Source organism: Pseudomonas sp. TH06 (assembly GCF_016651305.1).
Classification (GTDB): domain Bacteria; phylum Pseudomonadota; class Gammaproteobacteria; order Pseudomonadales; family Pseudomonadaceae; genus Aquipseudomonas.
This window is the reverse complement of record NZ_JAEKEC010000001.1, coordinates 652,272-678,294: the sequence shown is the minus strand read 5'-3', so window position 1 is coordinate 678,294 and position 26,023 is coordinate 652,272. Positions and strand designations below refer to the sequence as shown.

The window sequence follows — 26,023 nt, the reverse complement described above, 5'->3', positions numbered from 1 at the left end:
CGTGAACAAGCTAACGTCTGCAATAAAGGTCCTCGTCGTCGACGATCAGCCGTTGATCGTGGAGGAGTTGTGCGAATTTCTGGAAACCAACGGTTACCGCTGCGTGCCGTGTGAATCCAGTCAGCAGGCTATCGAGCGTTTCAGTGAGGACCTGGAGATTGGTCTGGTGCTGAGCGATCTGCATATGCCGGACATGGATGGCATCCAGTTGATTCAGCAATTGCAACGGCTGGCCGGCAAGCATCGGGCGTTTGAGGCAATCATGCTGACCGGGCGTGCCGACAAGCAGGATGTGATCAAGGCATTGCGTGCGGGGATTGCCGATTATTATCAGAAGCCGGTTGATCTGGATGAGTTGCTCGAAGGCGTGCAGCGTCAGGAGATTGCGTTGCAAGAGCGGCAGAAGAACTTGCAGTTGGGGCATTTGAATCAGAAGTTGCAGTATCTTTCCGAGTCGATTGATGACCTTTATCAGGATCTGGATAAGGTGCGGCGCAGCCCTGCGACGGTTGTTCGCGATGTGATGGGCGGCGAGTCGGCGGAGGCGGAGATGCCGGAGATGCCGGAGATTTTTAATCAGTTGTCGCCACGTCAGTTGGATGTGGCGCGTCTGGTGGGTAAGGGGCAGACCAATTATCAGATTGCTTGTGAGTTGGGGATTACCGAGAACACGGTGAAGCTTTATGTTTCGCAGGTTTTGAGGTTGACGCATATGCATAACCGGACGCAGTTGGCGTTGGCTTTGTCGCCTGGGGCGGCGGGGCGGCAGCGGGTTACGGCGCACTGAGTTTTTAGTGGTTGGGATTTGGGTTTTGGGTTTTGGTTTTGGGTGTATATCCGTTGCTGCGGTGATGGCTTCTTTTGGTTCCGCCCTGACGGCGGGTCACTTTTTCCAGACGCCGAAAAAGTAACCAAAAAGGCTTTGCCCTGACGTTCGGCCCTCGCGGGGCTCGGGTTCCTTCGCTCCGGGGTCCATCCGGGGCATCGCCTCCGGTTTGCTGCGCTGCACCTCCTTTCGATGTCTTCCCCGGATGAACCCCTCCACTCAGCCTGCCGACGGGCAGGTAGAGCAAGATCAAGAGCTGTACTCGAGCTTGCGCTCATTGTTTTGAGTGGGGCGGCATGCGCCGCGTGCGGGGGGTATGCTGATTTTTTGTCTGACAGCCGACCAGACTCTGACTGCTGGACTCGGTTCAGACTGTAGGAGTGAGCCTGCTCGCGATGGCGGCCTGATAGCCGACCAGTTTCTATCTGACCGCCGCTATTCCAACTGTAGGAGCTGCCGAAGGTTGCGATCTTTTGATCTTTCTTTCGGTTCGGCAATTCCTGCAGTGACGTGGCAGGAAATCTTAATTCTTGGTCTCGATCTTCCCGCCCGCATCCGGATCATAGAAGTCCGGGATTTCGTATTTGTACTTTTTCAACCAGCGCTGCATGGCCAACTCCCGCTCGGTCGCAGTGGCCGGTTGGGGTTTGGCAGAGGCAGCCTTGTTGCGGCTTTGCAGTACCAGCCAGCCTTCGGTTTCCTGTTGTTGTGCCGAGGCCGGGCCGGCGTCGATGGCGAGGGCGCTGAGGGGCAGGCTGAGGAGTGTCAGGTAGCACAGGCCTTTGAAGGCGTTCATGGCGGTCTCCTTATTTGATCGACGACGGCAGCGGGTCGGCGACTGCCGCGACTTGATTGTCGGTTGCTGTTTTATCCTTGGCTGGCGCTTTCACGGGGGCCTTGAGTTGTTCCGCGCGTTGCTGGGCTTCGGTGAATTGTTCCGGGGTCAGTTTGGCGCGACTGACGATTTCGGCGGCTTGTGGCCAGTTGTTTTGATAGAGCAGCAAAGTGACCATGTTCGCCGCCGCGAGTTGGTTGTTCTGCTTGAGTTCGATGGCGGTGAGGAACTCGAAACGGGCGTCGTTGAGGCGCAGTTGATTGAGGTAGACCACGCCCAGATCGTTGCGGATTTTTTCGTCGGTGGGCGCCAGGCGCGCGGCGCGTTGCAAGTGGGCCTGAGCCTGGCCGTTGTCGCCACGCGCGGCGTAGAGTTGGCCGAGGCCGTGCTCGGCTTCGGCGGTCATGCAGCCGCCGAGCAGGCTGCGGTACAGCGGTTCGGCTTCGCTGCGGCCGAGCAGGCGATAGACCTTGGCTTTGCGCAGGCGTACTTCGCTGAGGTTGTCCGGCAGGCTTTGCAGGTTGGCCAGGCTGGCGTGGAGTTTGCCGTCGTTGGCCAAATCGTCCGCCAGGTTCAGGGCCAGTTCCTGTTCCGACGTCAGTTTGCTGCAACTGGTCGGTGACAGCAGCGTCGTCCACGGCGCTTGGCCGTCGGTGGCGCAACCGCCGAGCATCAACAGACTTGCCATGACTATCAGTACTTTCATCAAACGCTCTCCATGAGCCAGGTCAGGACGCAAATGCCCGGGTAATCGCGGTGAAACCGGGGCCGGCCAGTACGATCAGCAGTGCCGGAAACAGAAACAGCATCATCACCACCGACATCTTTGCCGACATTTTCGAGATGTATTCCTGCAAGCGAGTCAGGCGTCGGTCATCCAGCAGTTGCTTGAGCGCCAGCAGCGATTTCATCGCGCCGCCGCCCTGTTGAATCAGTTGCTGAAGGATCACGCAGGTGTCGGTGAATTCATCCACCGCAAGCATCACTGCGGCTTTGTTCAACTCCTGACCAAGCTCAAGGCCCGAGTCGACACGTGTCAGGATCAGGCGCAATTCGCTGGTCAGTTCCGGCAGCAGTTTTTGCCCCTCGATGCTAAGCACGCGCAGGGCTTGTTCCACGGCCATACCGGATTCGAAGAGGATGCGCAGCAGCGGAATGAATGTCGAAATTTCCACGGCGATGATTTTCTGCCGCCGTCCGGCGGCGTAGGCGAGCAGGCGTTTGGGCAGTAGATAACCGGCGCCGGCGGCGAGCATCGGCATGATCCAGACATTTGCCGCGCGCGGGAAAAACACTTCCTGCAAAAAGATCGCCAACCCCAACGTCAACAGCGGCGTGCCGATCTGGCAGGCGGCGTACAGAGCGCGTTCGTTGGCGCGACGCCAACCGAGGCGGCTGAGCAGTGTCTGGGTTTCGCTGTCGATGCTCACCGAACGCTGGCCAAACCGGCTGTTACCCAAGACACGCAACCAGTTACCGAAGCGGCTCTCGCGCACCAGATGACCTTGCAGGCGCTGGTTCACCTGGCGCACGCGGCGGCGTTCGGTGAGCAAGTGATTGACTGCCAGCAACAGGGCGCCGAGCAGCAACATCAGAGCGGCAAGATAGACCATGTCAAACGCTCCGCAACATGCGCCACAGCGTCAGGCAACCGACCACTTGCAACACCGCTGCGATGATCAACATTGTCTGGCCACCCGAGTCGTGCCACATGCCCAGCATGTAGCCCGGGTTGGTCAGCATGAAGTAACTCACCAGCAACACCGGCAGTGAGCCGAGGACCCAAGCGGTCATCCGCGTTTCGCCGGTCAGGGCGCGCAGCTGGCGTGCGCCCTGGTCGCGTTCGCGGATCAGTTTGATGAGGTTTTCCAGCAGCTCGCTGGCGTTGCCGCCGTAGCGGTGATTGACCTTCAAGCCGAGGGCGAACATCCGCAGTTCGTCCTGTTCATAGAGCTCGGCGAAGTCGCTCACGGCATCGGGCAGATTCACGCCAAGCTGCACGTTGCGCTGGACCCGGCCCATGGCTTTTTTCAGTGGGTCCTCACTGGCTTCGATGCCACCCATGACCGCATCGCTCAGGGTCCGGCCGGACTTGAGGCTGCGCACGGTGTGATCAAGCAATTGCGGCAGTTGTTCGATCATGCGCTTGAGTCGACGGCGGTACAGAAAGGCAATGTACAGCCGCAACACCAGCGGCGGGGCGAGCACCATGACCAGCAGACCGAACCAGTCGAACAGCAGATAACCAAGTCCCATTCCTGCCAGCCACACGCTCAGCCACAATCCGAAGCGCTCGGTCGGACGGCCCAGCCCAGCACGCAAAAACATCCGTTCCAGACCCACCCACGTGGGTTTTTCGGTGGCCAATTGCGGTTGGCCGGCGGCCAGTCGGTTGAGTACTTTTTCTGTGGCTGTCTTGCGCATGCCATGCAGAAACAGGCGGATCGACAGTCCGAGAAGGATCAGGCAAGTGGTGATGAGAATGATCGGTCCCAGCATGCTCCGCGCTCCTTGCTGTCAGCCCAGATGGGCCTCGTGGCGCAACTTGTCACCGGCCGGGTTGACCGATTCGCGCAAAAAGCCGAAGCCAGTACGCCGGTCGAGTCGGAACAGGGTGTTGGTGACGTAGACGTCCTCGCGGAGGCCGACCACCTCGACCACCTCGCTGACACAGCGACGACCGTCGGGCATGCGCGTCAACTGGATGATCACGTCGAGGGCGGCGCAGATCATCTGGCGCAACGTCCGTTCGGCGATGGAGCGACCCGTCAGGCCGACCAGTGTCTCAAGGCGCAACAACGCATCCTGCGCATTGTTGGCGTGCACGGTGCTCATCGAACCGTCGTGACCGGTGTTCATCGCGGTGAGTACATCGACCACTTCGACGCCCCGGATCTCGCCAAGGATGATCCGGTCCGGGCGCATCCGCAGGGCGTTGCGGATAAGGTCGCTGGCCTTTACTTCACCGTGGCCTTCGGCATTCGGCGGGCGGGTCTCCAAACGCACGACGTGAGGATGGCCGAGTTGCAGTTCGGCAACGTCCTCGATCGTAACCAGGCGTTCGTGTGGATTGATCAACTGGCTGAGGATGTTCAGCAGTGTGGTCTTGCCGGTGCCTGTACCACCGCTGATAAGGATGTTGCAGCGTTTGCCGACAGCCTCCTGAAGGAATTCGAAGATCGACAGATCGATGGTCTGCATCGCCATCAAATCGGTGCTTTTGAGCATGTCCTTGCGGAATTTTCGAATCGACAGGCAGGGTCCATCGAGGGCAATCGGCGGAATGATTGCGTTGACCCGGCTGCCATCCGGCAGGCGTGCGTCGACCATCGGCGAAGATTCGTCGAGGCGACGTCCGAGTGGCGCGAGTATTCGTTGCATCACGCGTTCGACGTGATGCGCATCGATAAAACGCAGATCGCTTTGGTGCAGCACGCCATCGCGCTCGATGAATACCCGGTGCGGGCCGTTGACCAGAATCTCGGTCACTGTCGGATCGCGCAGCAACACTTCCAGCGGACCGAAACCGGTGAGTTCGTCGACGATTTCTTCGGCGAGGCGCTCCATCTCGTAGCGAGAGATCGCCAAATGCAGGCGCGCGATGTATTCAGCGACCTTGTCAGTGACAAATTGCGCGAGCTGCTGACGTGAGCCTTCCAGCAGGTTTTTTCCCGACTCTTCGATGGCATCGATGATGTAGCGGTGCAGCACCAGTTTCAGGCCTTCGTGGTCGGTGTTGCCGACCCCGCCACGTTGCGGTGCGCCGAAGAGTTTTTCTGCGCTCATGAGCTGCCTCGCAAGCGGTCGAACCAGGTGACTTTCGGTTTCGCCAGACCCTCGGAGCGCTTGGCCAGGCGTTCGCCGAGGGTGCGCAGGCTTTGCGTGAGTTTTTCTCGTGGGGCCAGTTCGAACAGGCTCACGCCTTGGTTTTTCGCGTTAAGGCGTACTTCCGGCGTGAGCGCCAACACTGCAATCACTTCCAGATTGAAGGTCTTGCCAAGCGTGTCCGAGTTCGGCGCGACGTTGCTCAGGTAACGGTCGATCAGCAGTCGGCCGTGGTCGAGCTTCATGCCTTTTTCGCGCCACAGATTGAGCACGGCGAGATTGCGTCGGCAGTTGAGGACGTTCTGGTCGGTGTACCACAGCAGCTTGTCGCAGTGGCTGACAAAGGTGCGCAGCGCTTCGCTGTCAGTCTGTCCGGTGAGGTTCACGACGATGTGCTGGAAGTGTTGGCGCAGAGCACTGAGCAGCATGTACAACTCGGCGGCGCTGGTGGATTCCAGCGGATCGTCGCTGCTGGCGTAAGCGAGAATACGCAAGCCGGCTTCGGTGGTGGTGAAGGCGCTGTCGATCAACGTGGCGTCGAGTCTGCGCAGGTGGCGCAAGGCATCGCCGAAGTGAAACGAGCTCTCCAGTCCCAGCAAGGCCAGGCTGTCGCCGCGCGGCAGGCCGAGGTCCAACAGCAGGGTTTGCTGGCCGCTCTTTTGCACGACCAACGCCATATGGTTGGCCAGAAGTGCGCCGTCCGAGCTGCTCTGCACGCCGTACATCACCGTGAGGCCACCCAATTGAGTGTTCGGCGCGACGGCGGGCAAGCGTTTGCTCAGGCGCCTAACCAGCCCGGCCACTTCACTGGAGCGCGAACCATAGGCGACGAAATCCCGAGCGCCAGCGCGCATCGCATTGAGCACCAGTTGATTGTCCATGCCGTCGCCAAGGGCAACGATGGCGAGCATCGGCTTAGCTTCCAGCGCGCCTTCGATCAAAGCGCTTTGCGCCACCACATGCTCGCGATCAAGACCGACGAACACCAGATTGGCGAATGTCACATCGACCAGCGCCAGCAACTCGTCAAGGCTGCCGCCACCGGCGCTGACGACTTGGCCGAGAGGCGCGAGGGCGCCTTGCAGCCATTCCAGATCGGTGCTGTTGCGGGTGATGGCGAGGAACGTCTGGCTCAAGCTCTGGCTCATTGGGACAACCCACTGCGTTTGTCGAAGTTGCCGTTTTCGAGGAAGAACATGCGATAGAAATTCGGGTCGTAGTTGCGCAGTTTCTCTCCTGGCAGGGACGGCAGTTGTGCGTCGGCGGCCAGTGGCTGAACAAGGTGTGGGGTGACAATCATCAACAGTTCGCGCTCTTCGCGCTTGATCTGCGAGCCCTTGAAAAACGCCCCGAGCACGGGAATGTCACCGAGGCCGGGAAACTTGTTTACCTGCGAACTGTTGGTGGTGCTGATCAAACCGCTGATGACGAAGCTTTCACCGTCGCCAAGGGAAACGCTGGTGTCGGTGCGGCGGATGGTCAGCGCCGGCACGGTGGTGCCGGCGATTTCCACTGCGTTGCTGAAATCCAGCTCGCTGACTTCCGGGGCGACCTTCAGCGCAATTCGATTACGGCCGATGATGGTCGGCGTCAGGGTCAGGCGGATACCGAATTCCTTGTACTCGATCGACACGTTGTCGCTGCCGGCGCTGGGTACCGGAATCGGGATTTCGCCGCCGGCCAGAAAGCTTGCGCTCTGTCCGTTCAGCGCCACCAGGCTTGGCCGCGCCAAGGTGTAGGCGAAGCCGCTGCCTTCCAGGGCGTTAATGATTGCCATGGTTTTGCCGCCGACCCATGAGAAGTTGAACAGTGAGTTATCCACCGGCAGGCGCGGTTGCGGTACGCCATCGATGGGCGGCAGGGTGCCGGGAGAGCCGAACAGGAAGTTGCCGCGCGTGCCGATCAGTGATGCGGTGGCTTGCTTGAGTTTGGTGCGGCTGACTTCGACGAAACGGATATCGGTCTGCACTTGTGACGGCAGGCTTGGATCATCCGAAGGCAGGTTGCTGGTCAATGCGGCGGTGGCCGAGCCCTGTACGAATACCATGCTCTGGCGCGGTTCGCTGGAGCACGAGGTCCAGACCATCAGGCTGGTGGCGCCGGGTGCTACACCCGTGAGCAGAAAGGACGAACTGCCGTTGGCGTGCACGTCGGCGATTTTCGGATCGCCAACGGCCAGACGCGTGATCGCTACCGGCGACTGCACATCCTGTTGAAAGCCTTCGCCGATCTCGATCACCGGTGGCAGACGCCCCAGCGCCGAGCAATTGCCGACTGCCGCGAACGCCGCATCCGTCGACAGTCCCATCAGTAACAAGACGCGGAGCACAGGTTTCAATGTCGACCTAAAACGACTCTGCATGCACTGGAATCCTTGCTCAGTCATTGGGTTTGTTGGGTGATCTGATTGCCGCGAATGATTTCCACCGCAGGCCGCGCGTTGCCGGAACCGCCGCTCGCCGGCACTTTTGGTGCGGCGCCCAAGGCCAGTTGAGTGAACTGAAAGAGCTGGCTGTTGGCATTGTCGAGGTGCGCCGGAGACTGGTTTTCGCCAGCCCAGTATTTGGCCAGTCGTTGTTCTTCGCTGCTGCGCACGGCCAGACGCAACGTGCCGACCTGCGTGGCGAGCATCATTCGGCTGAGCAGCTGTTCAGGCACCGCCAGCACCACGGTGCGAGCGGCGATCCTGCGTTGATCCTGTTTGATTTTTTCGTCGGCGCTCAGGGCCGGGGAGGCGGGTTGGCCGTCGTTGGTCAGGCCGTACTGATCGCCCACGCCGAGTACGCGCATGGCTGGCACGACGATCTGTGCCGACTGCTGCAGGTTGCTCGCGTCCTGGCGCAGGTAGAGCAATACATCGACGTAATCGCCAGGAATCAATTGCCCGGCCGCGCCGATCACTTCATCGACGGCCACGGTGAGCGCGCGCTCATCGCTGTGGATCATCCGCGCGAGCGAGCCGCCGGCAGCGAAGCTTTCGTCATTGAGCCAGGTGCCCGCGCTCAGGTGCCGCCACGGCGTGCGGCCAACGGCCTGATCGACATTGTTCAGGCTGCCGGCCGGTGCGCTGCGCAGTTTTTCCACCGTCACATCGGCAGCTGTCAGAGGTGTGAATGGCGGTACGTCGTGGAGCAATACCACCACCGGTTGGCGGGTCTGGTCTTCGGCAATCGCGACAGTTTTTTCAACAGTCGCAGAGGGAGCAGCGGGCGCCTCGGCGACGGGAGCCGGTTGGCGACTGAGCACCAGTCCCCAGTAGCCGACGAAGATCGCTCCGAGCAAAAGGACGGCTGCAAGGCCCATGGTGACGCGACTGTTCATGACGGCTCTCCCTTTCCTGCTGCACTACCTGTCACGCTTTTCAACGAGAGAAATTCCCAATCCGGCAGCTATGAACATGCAACTATTTCGCTATTTCCACGCTAGCTGATCCAAGCGAAAGCGCCATTACTGACAGGAAAATAACCCACTAAAGTATGAGTCTTGGCCAATTAACAGCAGAAAAAGGTATCGGCGCGAGGGTATTAATTCTTTGTGATTAATCCGTTCTTACAGTTGTTGGGCGCGGGTTTGTTGACAATGCTCAAATGGCACGGTGGAACCTTGCCGCTGTAGTGTGACATCGGCGCCATGGGCGCGAAGGAGTGGACGTATGTTTCGTATGACTCTCGACTATCTGCGGGCCAGAGCCCGGACATTCTGCAAAAGTGACGAAGCGGCGTCGGCTATCGAATACGCGATCGTCGTGGCGATGGTGGCCGTGGTTGTCGTGGTGTTTGTGACACCTATCGGCGATAAGGTCCTGGCCATTTTCAACGTGATACTGACCAAGCTCAACGGAACGGCGCAGGTCCGGCCGACGCCTTGATCGAACCCACGCTCTGCTTTTGCAATGCTCGTGCGCGCCGTGATTTACAGCAAGCCCGGGCATTGCTGAGGTGTCATTGGATTTCCAGTATTTGGCGAGTCGCCGGTACGAAGGAGAATTTCCATGGTTCTTGAATATTTGATAGCGCGCGTACGCTCGTTTTTGGCGAGCACTGAAGCGGCCTCGGCCATCGAGTACGCGATTGTGGTGGCGATGGTGGCGGTGGTGGTCGTCGTTTTCGTTACACCGATAGGCACCAAGGTGCTCGCCATTTTCAATAGCGTTCTGGTGTCTCTGGGTGGTACGGCGCAAACGGCTCCGACACCCTGATCGTATCGACCGTCGCGTTGGCTGAATGACACGCTACACTCGGTTTCTCTTTCAGTTTTTCAGGGACTGCTCATGACTGCTTCCTCGTTGCCCCGCCAACAGTTGCTTCTGGTTGACGATGAAGAGGACGCGTTGCTGGAGCTGGCGGAGTTGCTGGAGGGTGAGGGTTTTGTCTGTCACACGGCGACGTCGGTAAAGCTGGCTTTGCATCATTTGACCCGGCATCCGGATATTGCCTTGGTGATTACTGATCTGCGCATGCCGGAGGAGTCCGGCATGTCGTTGATCAAGCGTTTGCGTGAGCATACGTCGAGGCAGCATTTGCCGGTGATTGTGACGTCGGGGCATGCGGATATGGAGGATGTCAGCGATATGTTGCGGTTGCAGGTGCTGGATCTGTTTCGCAAGCCGATTTATCACGTTCGGCTGCTGGAGACGTTGGATAACTTGTTTCCCAAGGTTCGGGTGGGGTGAGGACCTGGTTGGGGGTGTGTATCCGTTCGTGCCCTGACATTCGGCCCACGTCGGGGTGTGCTCATTTTTCCTTGTGGGAGCTGGCTTGCCAGCGATGAGGTCCTTCCAGCCAAGCCATTACATGTTGCCTGCACGTTCTGCGTAAAAGCTGCCGCAGATGGGGCATCTGAAATCTGACGTCATCGCGTTGACATTTCGATGGTGTCGAAATGATGGCTCGTGTAGATTGCGCCGCGCCCGGATCAGATGAGCTGGTGGGCCGGTAGGGATGCCAAAGTGAATGTATGAACCCTGCTGAAACTGTTTTTAATGTTTTGGAAGGGAATCTCGCTTGAACACTTCTTGCCTGCGCCGCTCGTTATTGGCGCTGTCCATTACCGCCACTTTGCACTCGGGTACCGCTGTCGCCGATATTGATTACGACATCAGCAGCGCCCCGTTGGATAGCAATCTGCTCAACACCACTGGATTGGTCAATTTGCACGGCAACCTCAATGCCACGCCCGTGGCTGCGCCGGGCCTGACTTTCGGCGCTCGGTTCCAGGGGCTCAGAGCCATGCAGTTGCGCAACAACGACAGCATCCGCATTGACGGCGCCACCCAAGGCGTCGGTATCAGTCTCGGTGACTCCGGGGCCGTAAAAAGCAAAATTCAGTTCGCGCTGATCAACGATGGCTCGATTGCTGTGCACGGATTGACCGGGGTGGGAACTTCAACGGGCATCTCCGTGATTAATAGCGAATTGGGTAACTACCTGATTAATAGCGGCAGCATCGACGTCAGCGGGGCGACGTCCACCGGAGTGATGCTGGTGCAAACCAGTCTTGCCGGATTCAGCAACTCCGGCATGATCAGCGCCAGTGGCAGCGATGCACTGGGTTTGTTTCTCGACGGTGCCACGCTCAACAGCGGGATAAACAATTCCGGCACTATCCGCGCCTCTGGGACCAACGCAGAGGCTCTGGTGCTGGAGGGTGTCAGTTCATCAGGCTCCGGGAAATTACTGTTGAACAACAGCGGAACGATTTCCGGTGAGTCCATCGGCGTGCACGTCAGCGGCCAACCGGCCGGTGGCAGTCCTTTCAGCATTTACCAACTGAACGGTTTTATCGAGGGGGGTAAAGCTGCCATTCAGATCGATGACGGCGAAAGCTATTTCGATTTCTTCGGCGGCACCGTGAAGGGTGATCTGTTGGGGCTGACCGGTGTGAAAATCGACGGTGACGCTACTTTTGACGGTTCAGTTATCAAGTCCGGCTACGTCACGATCGAGTATGGCACGCTGACCCTTGTGAAGCCTCACACCACGATCATCGGCGACTTCGACATGGAAGAAGCCAACTCGGTGCTGGAGATGTACCTGGGCAACGACACCAACCCGGCACTGCCAGTGTTGAAGGTCACCGGTACTACCGATATCGCGCCGGGTGCAGAACTGCGGCTTCTCGCACGTTCCAGTGATTTTCGGGTGACCCCGGGCGGCACGCGTTACACGTTGATCAGTTCGGGCAACCTGATCGGTGGCAACAACCTGACCGTGACATCTTCTTCTGCACTGCTGGATGTGAAGAGTTTCGGTGTCACGGGCAACGACATCACGTCGGTGGTGACGACCAAGTCGAGTGAGGTGCTGGCCAACAACACCTTGGCAGTCGGCGGCAGTCGCAACGCCGCGACAGCGGTGGGCCGATTGTCCAGCGTCATGTCGCGCATCGACGAGCAAGACCCGGTATTCCAGGCTTTCGCCAACGCCAGCACCGATGCGCAACTCGCACGTCTGTCCGAGACCCTCAGCCCGGATGTCAGCCGCGGCGTGCTGCACGCCGCCGCCAACAGCCAGACGCTGGTCTCCGGGGTGATCAACGAACGCTCCAGTCGTGCGCGTAATGCAACCGGTTCGACCGAAAAAGGCGTGTGGCTGCAAACCCTGAGCAACGACGCCAATCAGGACGAGCGTCGCGGTGTGTCGGGTTATGACGCCGACAGCCACGGGATTGCCGTGGGTGCCGACGGCCAGCTGAACGCCGACACGACACTGGGCCTGGCTTACAGCTACCTCGATACCGACGTGAAATCGGATCTGGGCAGCAAGACCAAAGTCACCGGTCACGCGCTGACGGTCTACAGCAACTGGGTGCATGACAACTGGTTCGTCGACACCTCGCTGATGTACGGCTGGAACGACAACGAGTCCAAGCGTTACATCGCCGGCACTCGCGCCAAGGGTGATTACGACAGTGATGTTTTTGGTGTCAGCGCTCTCGCCGGTTACAGCCTGCGCTTGATGCCTGATGTCGTGCTTGAGCCGCAAGTCGGTGCACGTTATGCCAACGTGGGCATGGACTCGTACCGCGAGAAGGGCAGTGCCGCCTCGTTGAATGTCGGCGGCCAGCGTTACGAAGTCGGTGAGTTGGGCATGGGTGCGCGCCTGGCCGCTGCGTTCGCGGTGGGTGCCGGCAGTCTTGAGCCTGAAGCGAAGCTCATGGCCTGGCATGACGTGATTGGCGACAAGGTGGCCACCCAGTCTTCGTTTGTACTGGGCGGCGATGCGTTCACCAGTCGAGGTACCACGCCGGTACGTGACAGCTATGAATTGGGCCTGGGCGCGAACTACCGGATGGGCGCGTGGAGTGTCGGCGGTTCGTACAACTACGTGACGGCCAGCGGATTTGACTCCGATGGCTTCACGGCGAAGGTGCGTTACGCGTTCTGATCCAGCCTCGGCACCGCGTTATCGTTCATCGCGAGCAGGCTCGCTCCCACAGGGGAATGCATTCCAAATGTGGGAGCGAGCCTGCTCGCGAAAACGGTCTGACAAGCGCCGCACCTTCTACAACTGATAACTGAAACTGATGCTGTAACGCGCCCGGCGATTGAACGTGTCCAGCGCTTCATCCGACATCGCCTTCGCCGCTTCCAGCGCAATGTTGTAGTACTTGGCGTCGCCGAATCTCAAACCCACCGCCGCCGACGACAGGTTGTTGGCCTGCACCGGCAATTCATTGAACCAGCTGCGCGAACGATCGAGCACCACGTACGGTTGCAGGATGCGCACCCAGTTGCCGTCGCGATTGAAGCTGTAGTTGACCTCGTAAGCCACCCCCCAGCCCTTGTCGCCCGACGCCTGATCATCGGGGTAACCGCGACCGAAATTCTGCCCGCCGAACACCGCGCGTTCGCTGTCGGGGAGGGTGTCGTCGCTCCAGTACAGCGCGGCCGACAGCACGCCTTGCCAGTTGTCGAAGAACTTGTCGCTCTGCACGCCGGACAGGCGCACGCGGAAGAAGTCGAGGTCGATGGCGTTGTTGTTGGTTTTTGCACCCATGCTGTCCAGGCCCTGGTACACGCCACCGCTGAGGATCCGCAGTTGCCGGGCATCGGCCTTGCGCCAGTCGCTTTCGAAGGCGAGGGCGCGGATGTCGGTGCGCTCTTCGACGCTCAGCGGGAAGCCGATGACGTTGTAGCGAGTCTTGTCATTGACCGCGTACAGCCGCGCTCCGGCGGTCAGCAGTTCGTTGGAAGCGGCGATCAGCGGCAGGGTGAAGCCGATTGAATAGCGGTCGTTCTCACGGTGCGGCTTGAGTTGCAGGCCGTTGTCCAGCAGCACGTTGGTGCCCGGGTCGGCACGGTAGCGTGAAGCGGACAGCGCGAGTTGCGTGCCTTCGGCATCAAGGAACTGGCTGTAGTCGAGGCGATAGTAATGTTCGTGGTCGTCACCCGGGGGGAACAGGCCGCTGAGGGACACTTGCTCGCCCATCGAGGTTTGCGAGTTACTGCTGACGCCAAGCAATGCCTGCGTGCCGTTGCGGTTGTCTTCGGTGGTACTCAAGGTGCTGGTGAACGGTTTGCGGCTGGCCTGGGCAACCAGTGTCGTTGCACCGTCGGTGGTGCCCGGCGGTGGCACTTGTGCCTGGATCGTCACACCGGGGATGCGCGTCATCAACGTGGTGTAGCGCTCGAACGTCTTGCGGGTCAGCGGCCGTTCGGCCTGGATTTTTGCCGACAGTTTGTCGAGCAGGCCTTTGACCCGGCCGACATCGCCCTGCAACTGCACGTCGCGCACGTAACCTTCGACCAGCACGACGCGGGCAACGCCGTCGTCGAAATTCTGTTGCGGTAAAAATGCGTAGGACAGCAGGTAGCCGTCCTGCTGATAGCGGCGGGTGATGTTGCGCGTCGCTTCGATCAGCTCGGCGAGGTTGGTCTGGTGGCCGATCAGCGGTTTGTAATTGTCGGCCAACTCGTTCAGCGGATAGATCGTGCCGCCCTCGATCTGCACGGTTTTGAGATTGACCTTGGTGCTCATCATCAACGGTTGCGCGGCCGCCGCACCGGGCTCCGGCACTTGCAGCGGCGCGGCGGCCGGGCGATAGGCGTCGGCCGGCAGGTTCGGCACGGGCAGGTTGCGGATGGTTTCGTTGCTGTTGAGAAAGCTCGGGAGGGTGTCGGCGAGGGCAGCGGAACTGAGACTGAGGAACAGCAAGGACGCCATAACGCGCATAGGACACTCCGTGGTCAGGTCGCAGCTCAAGGCTGTTTTTTCCTAAGAAAAAAGCGGAAGACTCGTGGGAATCTTCCGCCCTCAACCAAGCGTAGGCGCTGTAGGTGAGGCCGTCGAATCGGCCAGGTGCAATTTAGCGTTTGTTGCCTCCCAGGGCGCCGGTCAGGCCGCCGAGTACACCGCCCAGACCGCCTGTGGTGCCGCCGGTTGCGGTGCCGCCGTTGACCAGGCCGCCAACCGCTGCGACGGTACCGCCAACATTGTTGACCAGGCCTCCGACAGCTACGGTAACCGGATTATTGGTGGCGGCAATCGCGCCGCCCAGATTGCTCACCGCACCGCCGACCTGACCGGTCAGCCCGGCGACTGGCGAGCCGAGACCCGTAGCGGCGCCGACTTGCTGAGTCACATTGGTGACGGCGCTGGTGACTGGATTCAGGCCTGCACCGACGGTGGCGCCGACAGTGGCCAGTGGCGAAGTCGATGCCGTGATCGGTGAGCCAGAACCGCCAAGTACGGTGTTCAGCGAAGCGATGGTATTACCCAGTCCGCCTGCGGTAACGCCACCGGCACTCACTACGCCGTTGGTATTGCCGGCGTTCAAGCCTGTGCCGACGTTGACCACTGCGCCGCCCACGGTTTGCAACAGACCCGTGCCGCCGAGGCCGCCACCCAGTCCACCGCCGACCCCGCCGCCAGTACCGGACCCGGTGCCGTTGGATACCAGACCGCCAGCCTTGCCGACGGCGGTGCCTGTGTTACTCAAAGCACCGCCGAGGGTGTTGGTCAGCGCGTTGCCGTTGCCGGCATCAGTCACCTTGTCGCCGACACCGTCCACGGTGCTGCCGACTTTCTGGATCACGCCTTTGAGTGGGTCGCCCAGACCGGAGGCATCGCCGACTTTGTCGGTGGTGCTTTCAACCATGGCGATCACCGGCACCAGTCCGTTACCGACACTTTTGGTCAACGAGCCGAGCGGGCCAGTGGTGGTGGCGGTGCTCAAGGTGTCACCGAGCATGGTGACTTTCTCACCGACGCCATTGAGTACCGGAGCCACTTTGGTGACTACACCGCCAACCACGGGAACGCTGCTGGTGGCGGTGGCGAGTTTACCGCTCAGATCCGAAACGCCGTCGCCGACATCCGAGACCACACCGCCGACCGCAGAGGCTGTCACGCCCAGACCATTGTCGGTCGTGCCCAGCTTGCCGATGCCATTCGCCACGCCGTCACCCAAAGTAGAGACGACGTTGCCAGTCGTGTTGGCCACGCTCTGCACCACGCCACCGACCACAGGTACGGTGCTTAAAGAGTCGCCAATTTGACCCACGCCATCGCCGACGCCGCTGACGGTTTTGCCGACATCCTGCACCAGCGTGGTGGTCACCAGAGGTGTGGTGGTTGGGTTGGTCGGATTAGTAGGGTTAGTCGGATCCGTCGGGTTGGTTGGATTGGTCGGGTCAGTGCCGCCCGTTCCGCCAGTGCCTCCCGTGCCACCAGTACCACCGGTTCCGCCAGTACCGGCGGTATCACCTGTGCCTCCAGTACCTCCAGTGCCGCCCGTGCCGGCGGTGCTGCTGTCCGGCGAAGAACTGCCGGAGCTGCTGTGATGGCCGCCACCGCCGCTGCTGCAACCGGCGAGGCCGAGGGAGAGAATCAATGCCAGAGCGATTGCTGATTTGCACCACACGTTTTGAGTTTTCATGATCGAGATTCCTTGCACCTGTCACAACGTTCGTTGCCTTCGATGGCTCACCGATCTGTCGCCGGTGATGCCTCGTCCGTTGTGTCAATCTCAGCCCGGGGGCAGGGAGCCGACCATTCTCAAGTTGGTATTAACGCCTTTATATATAAAGTGAAATTCAGAGCCTAAGGACTAATACTCACGGTATAGACGCGCAAAAAAAAGCCTTGGGAATCAAGGCCTGGTGTTTGTCGAGGGCTGCTGCAAGGAGCGGGAAAACTTAAGTGATATATACACAATTTACAGGTCAGCCCCAGTCTCGAGTGCGTTGAAAACGCTGTGGTGACAGGGCGCTTTTGTGGTGAGGGGATTTATCCCCGATGGGTGGCGAAGCCGCCCCAAAACTTGGGAGCGGGGTTGGTCAGAGGCATTGGGTGCAAAACTTTTACGACGGCTGCGCCGCCGATCGGGGATAAATCCCCTCGCCACGGAGTTTTCCTTCGCACAATTGCTGTGTTTGCCACCCACCTTTGGAGTCAGGCGATCGGCTGCCAATTCCCCACCATATGCTCCAGATCCCCGGCACCCACCAGCCGCAATTCGCCACTGGAGCCCGCTTCGCTTGCCAGCAATGTCACCTCGCTCGGCAATCGCACCGGTTTGCGAAAGTGCACCGCGACTTCCAGATTGGCCTTGGGCAAGTGATTCGCCAGCGCCGCGAGCGTGCGTGCCTTGTTCCACAAGCCGTGGGCGATGGCCGTGGGAAAACCGAACAGCTTCGCACTCGCCGCGCTCAAGTGGATCGGGTTGTAGTCGCCCGACACCTTGGCGTATTGCCGGCCAATGTCGGCCGGCGCTTGCCAGTGCGCCACTTCAGTCAGCGCTTGTGTGGGCTGCCAATGCTGTTCGACGGCTTCACCGTCAAGCTTCACGCCGCGACAGAGCATCTGGCTTTCGGCTTGCCACAACGGTCCGAGCTGATCATCCAGCGTGGTCAACAAATCGAACGTCGCGCCCTTGGGATGCGGTTGCAGATTAGTCACGCGCACGCTGACTTGCGCCCGACTGATCCCGCCCATCGGCCGCAACACGCGAATGCGGTTGCTCAGATGAATCAGTCCCAGCAGCGGAAACGGAAAATCCTTCGCCGTGAGCAATTGCATCTGCAAGGCAAACGCGAGGATGTGTGGATAAGTGGGCGGCAGCAGACCGTCGTCGGTAAAACCGCAGACCTTGCGATAGTCCGCCAGGCGTTTGCCATCGACATCGACCCAGCAGCGCAAGCCGCTGTCAGGCAGTTGCGTGCCGGTAATCTTGCGTCGTGTTGCCGCCCGCGCATACAAACCGGGCAGACCCGGTTCGCGATCCAGTGCGTGCCATTCGATGCTCATGCCTAGGCCCCCAGAACACTTTGTCCACAGACTCGCAGCGCCTGCCCGCTGAATGCGCCGGTGCCCGGTTGCGCCAGCCATGCGACGGCCTCGGCGACGTCTTGCGGCAAGCCGCCCTGGCCGAGGGAACTCATGCGCCGTCCGGCTTCACGCAGGCCGAAGGGAATGTGCGCGGTCATCTGCGTTTCGATGAATCCCGGCGCCACGGCGTTGATGCTGATGCCGCGTTCCAGCAGCGTCGGTGCCCAGGCCTGGGCCAGACCGATCAAGCCAGCCTTGCTCGCGGCATAGTTGGTCTGCCCGCGATTGCCGGCGATGCCGCTGATCGAGGCGAGCAGGATCACCCGCGCATTATCTTTCAGCGTGCCGCTGTCGAGCAGGGCTTTGGTTAGCACCTGCGGCGCATTGAGGTTGACCGCCAGCACCGCGTCCCAGAACTCCGGGGTCATGTTCGCCAGTGTCTTGTCGCGAGTGATCCCGGCGTTATGCACGAGGATGTCGAGGCCGTCAGGCAACTGTTCGATCAGTTGCGTGGCAGCGTCTTCGGCGCAGATATCGAGGGTGATGCTGCGGCCGCCGAGGCGTGCGGCGAGGGCCTCAAGATCAATCTTGGCCGGCGGCACGTCGAGCAGGATGACCTCGGCGCCATCGCGCGCCAGGGTCTCGGCAATCGATGCGCCAATGCCGCGCGCCGCGCCAGTGACCAGCGCCTTGCGCCCGGCCAGTGGTCGCGTCCAGTCGGTGACCGGCGTTGCGCACGCGGTCAGGCGAATCACTTGCCCGGAAACGAAAGCACTTTTCGGCGAGAGGAAAAACCGCAGCGGGCCTTCGAGTTGATCTTCGGCGCCTTCACCGACGTAGATCAATTGCAGCGTGCCGCCGCTGCGCAATTCCTTGGCCAGCGAACGGGAGAAACCTTCCAGCGCCCGTTGTGCACTGGCGGCGAACGGATCGCTGAGGGTTTCCGGCGCGCGGCCGAGGATCACCAGATGCGCGCTGGATTCGAGGTTTTTCATCAATGGCTGGAAGAATTCGCGCAGCTGTTTGAGCTGATCGGTCTGTTGCAGATGGCTGGCGTCGAACACCACAGCCTTGAGTTTCGGGCCAAGGCCCGGAATCCATTCGGTGGCGCTCGCCGGTTGCTCGCCGTAGCGGTAAATCCCCTCGGTCAAACGGTTGGCGAAGGCATTCACGCGTTCGGCCAGCGGCCCGCCACCGATCAGCAGCGCACCCTCCACCGGCCGCAGGCGTCCGGCCTGCCAGCGCTCCAGTCGCACCGGCGCCGGCAGGCCAAGAGCACCGACCAGACGATGGCCGATGGACGAGTTGGCGAAGTCGATATAGCGGTCAGACATGGAACGCTCTCCAAAAGTTGGGGTTCAAAGTGTGGACTACCAACGGCAATCAATCGTTCGATCCACGCAATAAGGCCTACGCTAGAACAGCAGAGTAGACCACTGACCCTGTGGGAGCTGGCAAGCCAGCTCCCACAGGGTCTGTAAATCTGGATACCTAACAAGGAGCTTTTCATGAGTCAGCTGCGCCGCGTCGCGATCATCGGCGGTAACCGTATCCCTTTCGCCCGTTCCAACGGACCGTACGCCACCGCCAGCAATCAGGCGATGCTCACCGCCGCCCTCGAAGGCCTGATCGAACGCTACAACCTGCACGGCCAGCGCATCGGCGAGGTCGTGGCAGGCGCGGTGCTTAAATTGTCACGAGATATGAACCTGACCCGCGAATGCGTGCTCGGCTCGCGCCTGTCACCCTCGACCCCGGCCTATGACATCCAGCAAGCCTGTGGCACCGGCCTGGAAGCGGCGCTGCTGGTGGCGAACAAAATCGCCCTTGGCCAGATCGACAGTGGCATCGCTGGCGGCGTCGATACCACCTCGGACGCGCCGATCAGCGTAAGCGAAGGCCTGCGCAAGATCCTCCTGCAAGCCAACCGCGCCAAGACCACCGGCGACAAACTCAAGACCTTCCTGCAATTGCGCCCCAGGCACCTGATCCCGGAATTCCCGCGCAATGGCGAGCCGCGCACCGGCCTGTCGATGGGCCAGCACTGTGAGCTGATGGCGCAGACCTGGCAGATTCCCCGCGAGGATCAGGATCAACTGGCCCTGGAAAGCCATCACAAACTGGCCGCGTCCTACAGCGAAGGCTGGCACAACGATTTGATGACCCCGTTTTTCGGCCTGACGCGCGACAACAATTTGCGCCCGGACCTGACCCTGGAAAAACTCGCGTCGCTGAAACCGGCCTTCGAAAAAAGCGCAAAAGGCACGCTGACGGCGGGCAACTCCACGCCATTGACCGACGGCGCTTCGGTGGTGCTGCTCGGCAGTGAGGAATGGGCGAAAGAGCGTGGCCTGCCGATTCTCGCTTACCTGCGCGATGGTGAAGCGGCGGCGGTGGATTTCGTCAACGGGGCCGAGGGCCTGCTGATGGCGCCGGTGTACGCGGTGCCACGATTATTGGCGCGCAACGGGCTGACCTTGCAGGATTTTGATTATTACGAAATTCATGAAGCGTTCGCTGCGCAGGTTTTGTGCACACTCAAGGCCTGGGAAGATCCCGAATACTGCAAAACCCGTTTGGGCCTGGATGCGCCGCTCGGGTCGATCGACCGCAGCCGTCTCAATGTCAAAGGCAGTTCGCTGGCGGCGGGGCATCCGTTTGCCGCCACGGGTGGGCGGATTGTCGCGAACATGGCGAAGTTGCTGGATGCGGCGGGCAAGGGGCGCGGGCTGATTTCGATTTGCGCCGCGGGTGGGCAAGGCGTCACCGCAATCATCGAAAGATAAACCGGATCCTGTGGGAGCGGGCTTGCCCGCGATGAGGCCATCAGATTCAATATTTTTATTGACCGGGATATCGCCATCGCTGGCAAGCCAGCTCCCACAGGTTTATTTGGGCATGTTCAAGGACGCTTACAGGCGGATGTCAGATTCTGTCGCAAATGCCCTCAACACCGATCAGCAACATTTACCACCGCCTCGGCTATGATTCGCTGCGGTCAGATTTTCGGCACAGTGTGTGCATTCTCAAGGTTCACAGGTCGGCAACCCCTCCCCGTGACGCGAGGATTGCCGTATAACGAGTGACATTCGCGTGTTTGGTAATAAAGGACCCACAATAAAAGCTGATGAAGACTCCAAAACGCATTGAACCCCTGATCGAGGACGGTCTGGTCGACGAAGTGCTGCGCCCACTGATGAGTGGTAAAGAAGCAGCTGTTTATGTGGTGCGCTGCGGCAATCAGTTACGTTGCGCAAAGGTCTACAAGGAGGCGAACAAACGTAGTTTCCGCCAGGCGGCCGAGTATCAGGAAGGCCGCAAGGTTCGCAACAGCCGACAGGCTCGAGCGATGGCCAAAGGCTCCAAGTTCGGTCGTAAAGAGACTGAGGATGCCTGGCAGAACGCCGAGGTGGCGGCGCTGTTCCGTCTGGCCGGTGCCGGTGTGCGCGTGCCAAAACCGTACGACTTCCTCGACGGCGTATTGTTGATGGAGCTGGTGGCCGACGAATTCGGCGATGCCGCGCCGCGTCTGAACGACGTGGTGCTGGAGCCGGATCAGGCACGCGAGTATCACGCGTTCCTGATCTCGCAGATCGTGCTGATGTTGTGTACCGGTCTGGTGCACGGTGACCTCTCCGAGTTCAACGTGCTGCTGACACCGACCGGCCCGGTCATCATCGACCTGCCGCAAGCGGTGGATGCGGCGGGCAACAACCACGCGTTCAGCATGCTTGAGCGTGACGTTGGCAACATGGCTTCGTACTTCGGTCGTTTTGCGCCAGAGCTGAAGCAGACCAAATACGCCAAGGAAATGTGGGCGTTGTATGAAGCCGGCACCTTGCACCCGGCCAGTGTGCTGACCGGCGAGTTCGATGATCCGGAGGATCTGGCCGATGTCGGCGGGGTACTGCGCGAAATCGAAGCGGCGCGGCTGGACGAAGAGCGCAAGCAGGCGATTCGTGCAGCAGATGACGAGCCCAAGGGCAAGTCGGACGAGCCACCGCCTCCGCCGTGGATGCAGTGATCGTTTAAAGAGAAACCCGGCTTCGGCCGGGTTTTTTTGTGCCCGCGCATTAAAAAGGACAACAAAAATCTCCCGTAGGAGTGAGCCTGCTCGCGATAGCGGTGGTTCAGTCGACAGAGAGGTTGATGGTGCCGACGCTATCGCGAGCAGGCTCACTCCTACAGGGATCTGTGGTGTTCTTGAAATGTGTGTGGGAATCTTGTCTGCCTCCGCACACTCAAGGACTGAATGTGACTACCCCCCGCAACGCCCGCCTGATCGTCACCGCCCGGCTGATCTCCGATTTCGGCGCCTTCCTCAACATGGTCGCGCTGGCCACGTACGTCTATCTGCTTAGCAACAGCGCCATGAGCGTCGGGATCTTCCTCGCCAGTCGCGTCGGCGGCGGGATTTTCGCCAGCCTGATCGGCACGCGTTTTTATCGGCGCTGGAGCGGACGTTCGCCGCTGATTGCCTTCGATTTGTTGCGCGCCGCAGTGCTTGGTCTGTTGTTGATCGTGCCGGTCAGCCAGCAAGCGCTGCTGTTGCCGCTGATTGCCTTCGGACTGGGCTTCGGCAATTCGATGTTCGCCATCGGTCTCAACAGTCAGTTGCCGCGTTTGATCGAGCCCGCACACTTGCTCAAGACCAACGCCTGGATCACCTCGGCTTCTTCAGCGGCGATGGTCGGCGGCAGTCTGGTCTCGGGATTGCTGGTAGCGGGGTTTGGTTTCGAAACGGTGTTTGCCCTGAACGCACTGACCTACTTGCTGGCCGCACTGTTGATTGTGCCGCTGCGTTTCGAGGCCCCGACCCTCAGTTCCGAGCCCGAGCGCGGCGAATGGTCAGCCCTCAAGCAAGGCCTGCGCAGTGCCCCGGTGATTGCCGCGATGCTTGCCGTGACGATGGCCGACACCTTGGGCAGCGCCGCGCACAACGTCGGTTTTCCGATCATCTCGAAGCTGCTCTCGCCAGAGTCGGCGAGCACCACACTGGGCCTGATGCTGGCGGTGTGGGCCAGCGGCAAACTGCTCGGCGCACGGATCGCCAGTCGCATGAAAGGCTCGGACAACAGCAATCTCGAACGGCGATTTTTCTTCGGCGTGGCGCTGATGTCCTGCGGTTTCATTCTGATGTTTCAACAGCACAGTCTCTACGGATTACTGCTGTTCTCATTGCCGGCGGGGCTGGGTGACGGCTTCTCGGAAGTCGGTCTGATGTCGCGGCTGCAACGCGAACCGGAACACCTGCGCCTGCCGATCTTCAGTTTCCTGACGTTGCTGCAAATGACCGGGTTCGGCGTCGGCATGTTGATTGCCGCGCCGTTCTACCAATGGTGGACGCCGGGTGCCGTGGTCATGTTGTTCCACGGCATTCCCCTTGGCACGTTGCTGGCGGTGAAGGTGCTGGCGCTCAGACGCGGGCGGGTTGTGCGCAGCAGCCCGACGCCAGCTCCTTGAGGATCGGGCAATCAGGGCGATGGTCGCCCTGACAATGCTCGACCAGATCCTGCAAGGTGTCGCGTAGCTCGCCGAGTTCGCGGATCTTCTGGTTCAACTCGTCGATATGCTGCCGCGCCAGCGCCTTTACATCGGCGCTTGCGCGCTGGCGATCCTGCCAGAGCGTCAGCAGTTTGCCGACTTCTTCGAGAGAAAAACCGAGATCGCGCGAACGCTTGATGAAGGCCAGGGTGTGCAAGTCATCATCGCCGTAGACCCGATAACCGCTGTCGGTGCGATGGGCCGCTTTGAGCAAACCGATCGACTCGTAATAGCGGATCATTTTCGCGCTCAGGCCACTGTGCCGGGCCGCTTGGCCGATGTTCATCGGTGCTCCTCCAGATCCTTGGGTTTCCAGGTTTTCAACAGTAGCGCATTGCTCACCACGCTGACGCTCGACAGTGCCATCGCCGCACCGGCCAGCACCGGGTTGAGGAAGCCGAACGCTGCCAATGGAATGCCGATCAGGTTGTAGACGAAGGCCCAGAACAGGTTCTGGCGAATCTTCGCGTAGGTCTTGCGGCTGATCTCCAGCGCCGCCGGCACCAGCCGCGGATCACCGCGCATCAGCGTGATGCCCGCCGCGTGCATGGCGACGTCGGTGCCGCCGCCCATGGCGATGCCAATGTCGGCGGCAGCCAGTGCCGGGGCATCGTTGATGCCGTCGCCGACCATGGCGACGACGCCGGTTTTCTTCAATTCGGCGACGGTGGCAGCTTTGTCGGCCGGCAGAACTTCGGCATGGACGTTTTTAATGCCAAGGGCTTCAGCCACCACGCGCGCACTGCCGCGATTGTCACCGGTCAGTAAATGGCTGTGGATATCCCGTGCGGCGAGTTGTTGCACCGCTTCCAGTGCTCCCGGCTTCAAGGTGTCACCGAAGGCGAACAAACCCAGTACACGCAGCTCGGGGCTTTGTTCGATCAGCCACGACAGGGTTCGGCCTTCGGCTTCCCATGCCTTGGCAGATTCGCTCAGATTACCGGCGTGCAAACCACTTTCTTCCAGCATCCGCCGGTTGCCCAGGGCCAGACGCCGACCGTCAAGCGTGCCGGCGATGCCGCGACCGGTCAGCGATTGGCTGTCGCTGACATCCGGCACCTGCAGGTTGCGTTCGGCGGCCGCGTCCAGTACCGCTTTGGCCAGCGGGTGCTCACTGCCGCGTTGCAGAGCACCGGCCAGTTGCAGCAAGGTGTTTTCATCACCATCGACGGCACTGAAATGCGCGATGCGCGGGGTGCCGGAGGTGAGGGTGCCGGTCTTGTCGAACACCACGCTGCTGACTTCATGGGCGCGTTCCAGTGCTTCGGCGTCCTTGATCAGAATGCCGTGACGTGCCGCGACGCCAGTGCCGGCCATGATCGCCGTCGGCGTGGCGAGACCGAGGGCGCAAGGGCAAGCGATCACCAGAACCGCGACAGCGTTGATCAACGCGGTTTCCAGCGGCGCGCCGTACAGCCACCAACCGATCAGCGTTGCCAGGGCCAGGACCAGCACGGTCGGCACGAACACCTGACTGACTTTATCCACCAGCTTCTGGATTGGTGCTTTCGCCGCTTGAGCGTCTTCGACCAGACGAATGATCCGCGCCAGTACGCTTTCCGCGCCGAGTGCGGTGGTGCACACCAGCAGGCGACCCTCACCGTTGATGGCGCCACCGGTCACTTTGTCCCCCGGTTGTTTCGGCACGGGCAGACTCTCGCCGCTGATCAGGGCTTCGTCGGCGTGACTCTGGCCCTCCAGCACTTCACCGTCGACCGGGAAGCGCTCGCCGGGTTTGACCAGCACCTGATCGTTGAGGCGCAGGGCACTGATGGCGACGTCTTGCTCGCGGCCGTCGATGACCTGGATCGCCCGTTCCGGACGCAGCGCTTCAAGGGCACGGATCGCGCTGGCGGTCTGGCGTTTGGCGCGGCTTTCCAGGTATTTGCCGAGCAGCACCAGGGCGATCACCACCGCCGACGCTTCGAAATACAGATGCGGCATGCGCCCGGCAGCCGTCGCCCATTCGTAGAGACTCAAGCCATAACCGGCGCTGGTGCCGAGGGCGACGAGCAAGTCCATGTTGCCGGCGCCGGCGCGCACGGCTTTCCACGCCGCCACATAGAACCGCGCACCGAAGATGAATTGCACGGGCGTGGCGAGGACGAATTGCGCCCAGGCGGGCAGCATCCAGTGAATGCCAAAAGGTTGCAGCAACATCGGCAACACCAGCGGCAGGGCAAGGGCGATCGCGCAGATCAGTGCCCAGCGCTCACGCTGCAGGCGCTGTTGCTGATTGTCTGTCTGTGGGTTTTCGGCCTGCCAGACGCTGGCCGAATAACCGGCCTTGCTGACGGCATCGAGCAGGGTTTGCGAGTCGATTTGTCCGAGCAACTCAAGGTGCGCGCGTTCGTTGGCGAGGTTGACGCTGACGCTTTTCACCCCGGCGACTTTGTTCAGGGCGCGCTCGACGCGTCCGACACAACTGGCGCAGGTCATGCCGTCAATTTTCAATTCGAGGGTTTGTTGCGGCACGCTGTAACCGGCACGCTCAACTGCGTCCATCAGCGCCGGCAAGCTGTCGCCGGGCGCCTGCACGCGGGCCTGCTCGGTGGCAAGGTTGACGCTGACGGCGCTGGCGCCGCTGACTTTGCTCAAGGCCCGCTCGACACGCCCGGCACAACTGGCGCAGGTCATGCCGGCAATCGGCAGATCGAAAGTGATGGATTCGGACATCGGTTACGCTCCCTGTAGAAGTTGCCTACAGGATCAACCTTGCCACGC

General features: G+C 60.7%; 22 protein-coding genes. 8 read left to right on the top strand and 14 right to left on the bottom strand.

Annotated features, from left to right (window positions below; genetic code table 11):
- Position 1: 1 nt before the first annotated feature.
- Positions 2-787: a response regulator transcription factor gene (locus JFT86_RS03090; protein WP_201235675.1), complete on the top strand. Its 786-nt coding sequence runs from the start codon at positions 2-4 to the stop codon at positions 785-787.
- Positions 788-1,349: 562 nt separating this feature from the next.
- Here JFT86_RS03090 and JFT86_RS03085 read toward each other — a convergent pair.
- The 8 genes from JFT86_RS03085 to cpaB are packed head-to-tail and all read right to left on the bottom strand — an operon-like array spanning position 1,350 to position 8,807.
- Entirely contained in the window at positions 1,350-1,622 is a 273-nt protein-coding gene (locus JFT86_RS03085) for a DUF3613 domain-containing protein (RefSeq protein ID WP_201232193.1), read from the bottom strand.
- A 10-nt stretch (positions 1,623-1,632) separates the two neighbouring features.
- Positions 1,633-2,367 carry a tetratricopeptide repeat protein gene (locus JFT86_RS03080; RefSeq protein ID WP_201235674.1) on the bottom strand — a complete coding sequence of 245 codons (735 nt, stop codon included), beginning with the start codon at positions 2,365-2,367 and terminating at the stop codon, positions 1,633-1,635.
- Between the two features lie 22 nt (positions 2,368-2,389).
- On the bottom strand, positions 2,390-3,274 hold the full coding sequence (locus tag JFT86_RS03075; protein WP_201235673.1) for a type II secretion system F family protein: 885 nt from the start codon (positions 3,272-3,274) through the stop codon (positions 2,390-2,392).
- Position 3,275: 1 nt separating this feature from the next.
- A complete protein-coding gene (locus tag JFT86_RS03070) occupies positions 3,276-4,160 on the bottom strand; it encodes a type II secretion system F family protein (protein ID WP_201235672.1) in 885 nt (294 codons plus the stop codon).
- Positions 4,161-4,178: 18 nt separating this feature from the next.
- Positions 4,179-5,447, bottom strand: coding sequence for a CpaF family protein (locus JFT86_RS03065; protein WP_201235671.1), 1,269 nt, complete (start codon positions 5,445-5,447; stop codon positions 4,179-4,181).
- Complete coding sequence (locus tag JFT86_RS03060) at positions 5,444-6,634, bottom strand: pilus assembly protein (RefSeq protein ID WP_201235670.1); 1,191 nt, start codon at positions 6,632-6,634, stop codon at positions 5,444-5,446. The genes JFT86_RS03065 and JFT86_RS03060 overlap by 4 nt, the downstream gene beginning before the upstream one ends.
- The gene (locus JFT86_RS03055; RefSeq protein ID WP_201235669.1) at positions 6,631-7,848 is read right to left on the bottom strand and encodes a type II and III secretion system protein family protein; all 1,218 of its coding nucleotides are present in this window, start codon (positions 7,846-7,848) and stop codon (positions 6,631-6,633) included. Before JFT86_RS03055 ends, JFT86_RS03060 begins: the two co-directional genes overlap by 4 nt.
- A gap of 20 nt (positions 7,849-7,868) precedes the next feature.
- On the bottom strand, positions 7,869-8,807 hold the full coding sequence (gene cpaB, locus JFT86_RS03050; RefSeq protein ID WP_201235668.1) for a Flp pilus assembly protein CpaB: 939 nt from the start codon (positions 8,805-8,807) through the stop codon (positions 7,869-7,871).
- Positions 8,808-9,147: 340 nt separating this feature from the next.
- Between cpaB and JFT86_RS03045 the strand changes: the two genes are divergently transcribed.
- The 4 genes from JFT86_RS03045 to JFT86_RS03030 all read left to right on the top strand — a co-directional run bounded on the left by JFT86_RS03045 (position 9,148) and on the right by JFT86_RS03030 (position 12,871).
- On the top strand, positions 9,148-9,354 hold the full coding sequence (locus JFT86_RS03045) for a Flp family type IVb pilin (protein WP_201232256.1): 207 nt from the start codon (positions 9,148-9,150) through the stop codon (positions 9,352-9,354).
- Positions 9,355-9,477: 123 nt separating this feature from the next.
- The gene (locus JFT86_RS03040) at positions 9,478-9,684 is read left to right on the top strand and encodes a Flp family type IVb pilin (protein WP_201232200.1); all 207 of its coding nucleotides are present in this window, start codon (positions 9,478-9,480) and stop codon (positions 9,682-9,684) included.
- 72 nt (positions 9,685-9,756) lie between these two features.
- Complete coding sequence (locus JFT86_RS03035; protein WP_201235667.1) at positions 9,757-10,158, top strand: response regulator; 402 nt, start codon at positions 9,757-9,759, stop codon at positions 10,156-10,158.
- Positions 10,159-10,489: 331 nt separating this feature from the next.
- A complete protein-coding gene (locus JFT86_RS03030; protein WP_201235666.1) occupies positions 10,490-12,871 on the top strand; it encodes an autotransporter outer membrane beta-barrel domain-containing protein in 2,382 nt (793 codons plus the stop codon).
- A gap of 117 nt (positions 12,872-12,988) precedes the next feature.
- Here the strand turns inward: JFT86_RS03030 and JFT86_RS03025 are convergent, their stop codons facing one another.
- From JFT86_RS03025 to JFT86_RS03010, 4 genes are all read right to left on the bottom strand, one after another.
- Positions 12,989-14,659: a ShlB/FhaC/HecB family hemolysin secretion/activation protein gene (locus tag JFT86_RS03025; protein ID WP_201235665.1), complete on the bottom strand. Its 1,671-nt coding sequence runs from the start codon at positions 14,657-14,659 to the stop codon at positions 12,989-12,991.
- Between the two features lie 133 nt (positions 14,660-14,792).
- Positions 14,793-16,364, bottom strand: a complete 1,572-nt coding sequence (locus tag JFT86_RS03020) for a collagen-like triple helix repeat-containing protein (protein WP_201235664.1) — start codon at positions 16,362-16,364, stop codon at positions 14,793-14,795.
- A gap of 515 nt (positions 16,365-16,879) precedes the next feature.
- A complete protein-coding gene (locus JFT86_RS03015; protein WP_201235663.1) occupies positions 16,880-17,734 on the bottom strand; it encodes a MaoC/PaaZ C-terminal domain-containing protein in 855 nt (284 codons plus the stop codon).
- 2 nt (positions 17,735-17,736) lie between these two features.
- Positions 17,737-19,089, bottom strand: coding sequence for a 3-oxoacyl-ACP reductase (locus JFT86_RS03010; RefSeq protein ID WP_201235662.1), 1,353 nt, complete (start codon positions 19,087-19,089; stop codon positions 17,737-17,739).
- 174 nt (positions 19,090-19,263) lie between these two features.
- On the opposite strand from JFT86_RS03010, the gene JFT86_RS03005 reads away from it, so the two are divergent.
- The 3 genes from JFT86_RS03005 to JFT86_RS02995 all read left to right on the top strand — a co-directional run bounded on the left by JFT86_RS03005 (position 19,264) and on the right by JFT86_RS02995 (position 23,218).
- Positions 19,264-20,541: an acetyl-CoA C-acetyltransferase gene (locus JFT86_RS03005; protein ID WP_201235661.1), complete on the top strand. Its 1,278-nt coding sequence runs from the start codon at positions 19,264-19,266 to the stop codon at positions 20,539-20,541.
- Positions 20,542-20,882: 341 nt separating this feature from the next.
- Complete coding sequence (locus JFT86_RS03000) at positions 20,883-21,779, top strand: PA4780 family RIO1-like protein kinase (protein WP_122593621.1); 897 nt, start codon at positions 20,883-20,885, stop codon at positions 21,777-21,779.
- A gap of 230 nt (positions 21,780-22,009) precedes the next feature.
- Entirely contained in the window at positions 22,010-23,218 is a 1,209-nt protein-coding gene (locus JFT86_RS02995; protein WP_201235658.1) for an MFS transporter, read from the top strand.
- Here JFT86_RS02995 and cueR read toward each other — a convergent pair.
- Positions 23,172-23,585, bottom strand: a complete 414-nt coding sequence (cueR, locus tag JFT86_RS02990; protein ID WP_201235657.1) for a Cu(I)-responsive transcriptional regulator — start codon at positions 23,583-23,585, stop codon at positions 23,172-23,174. The genes JFT86_RS02995 and cueR overlap by 47 nt on opposite strands.
- Positions 23,582-25,975 carry a copper resistance metal-translocating P1-type ATPase CueA gene (gene cueA / locus JFT86_RS02985; protein ID WP_201235656.1) on the bottom strand — a complete coding sequence of 798 codons (2,394 nt, stop codon included), beginning with the start codon at positions 25,973-25,975 and terminating at the stop codon, positions 23,582-23,584. The genes cueR and cueA overlap by 4 nt, the downstream gene beginning before the upstream one ends.
- Between the last annotated feature and the right edge of the window lie 48 nt (positions 25,976-26,023).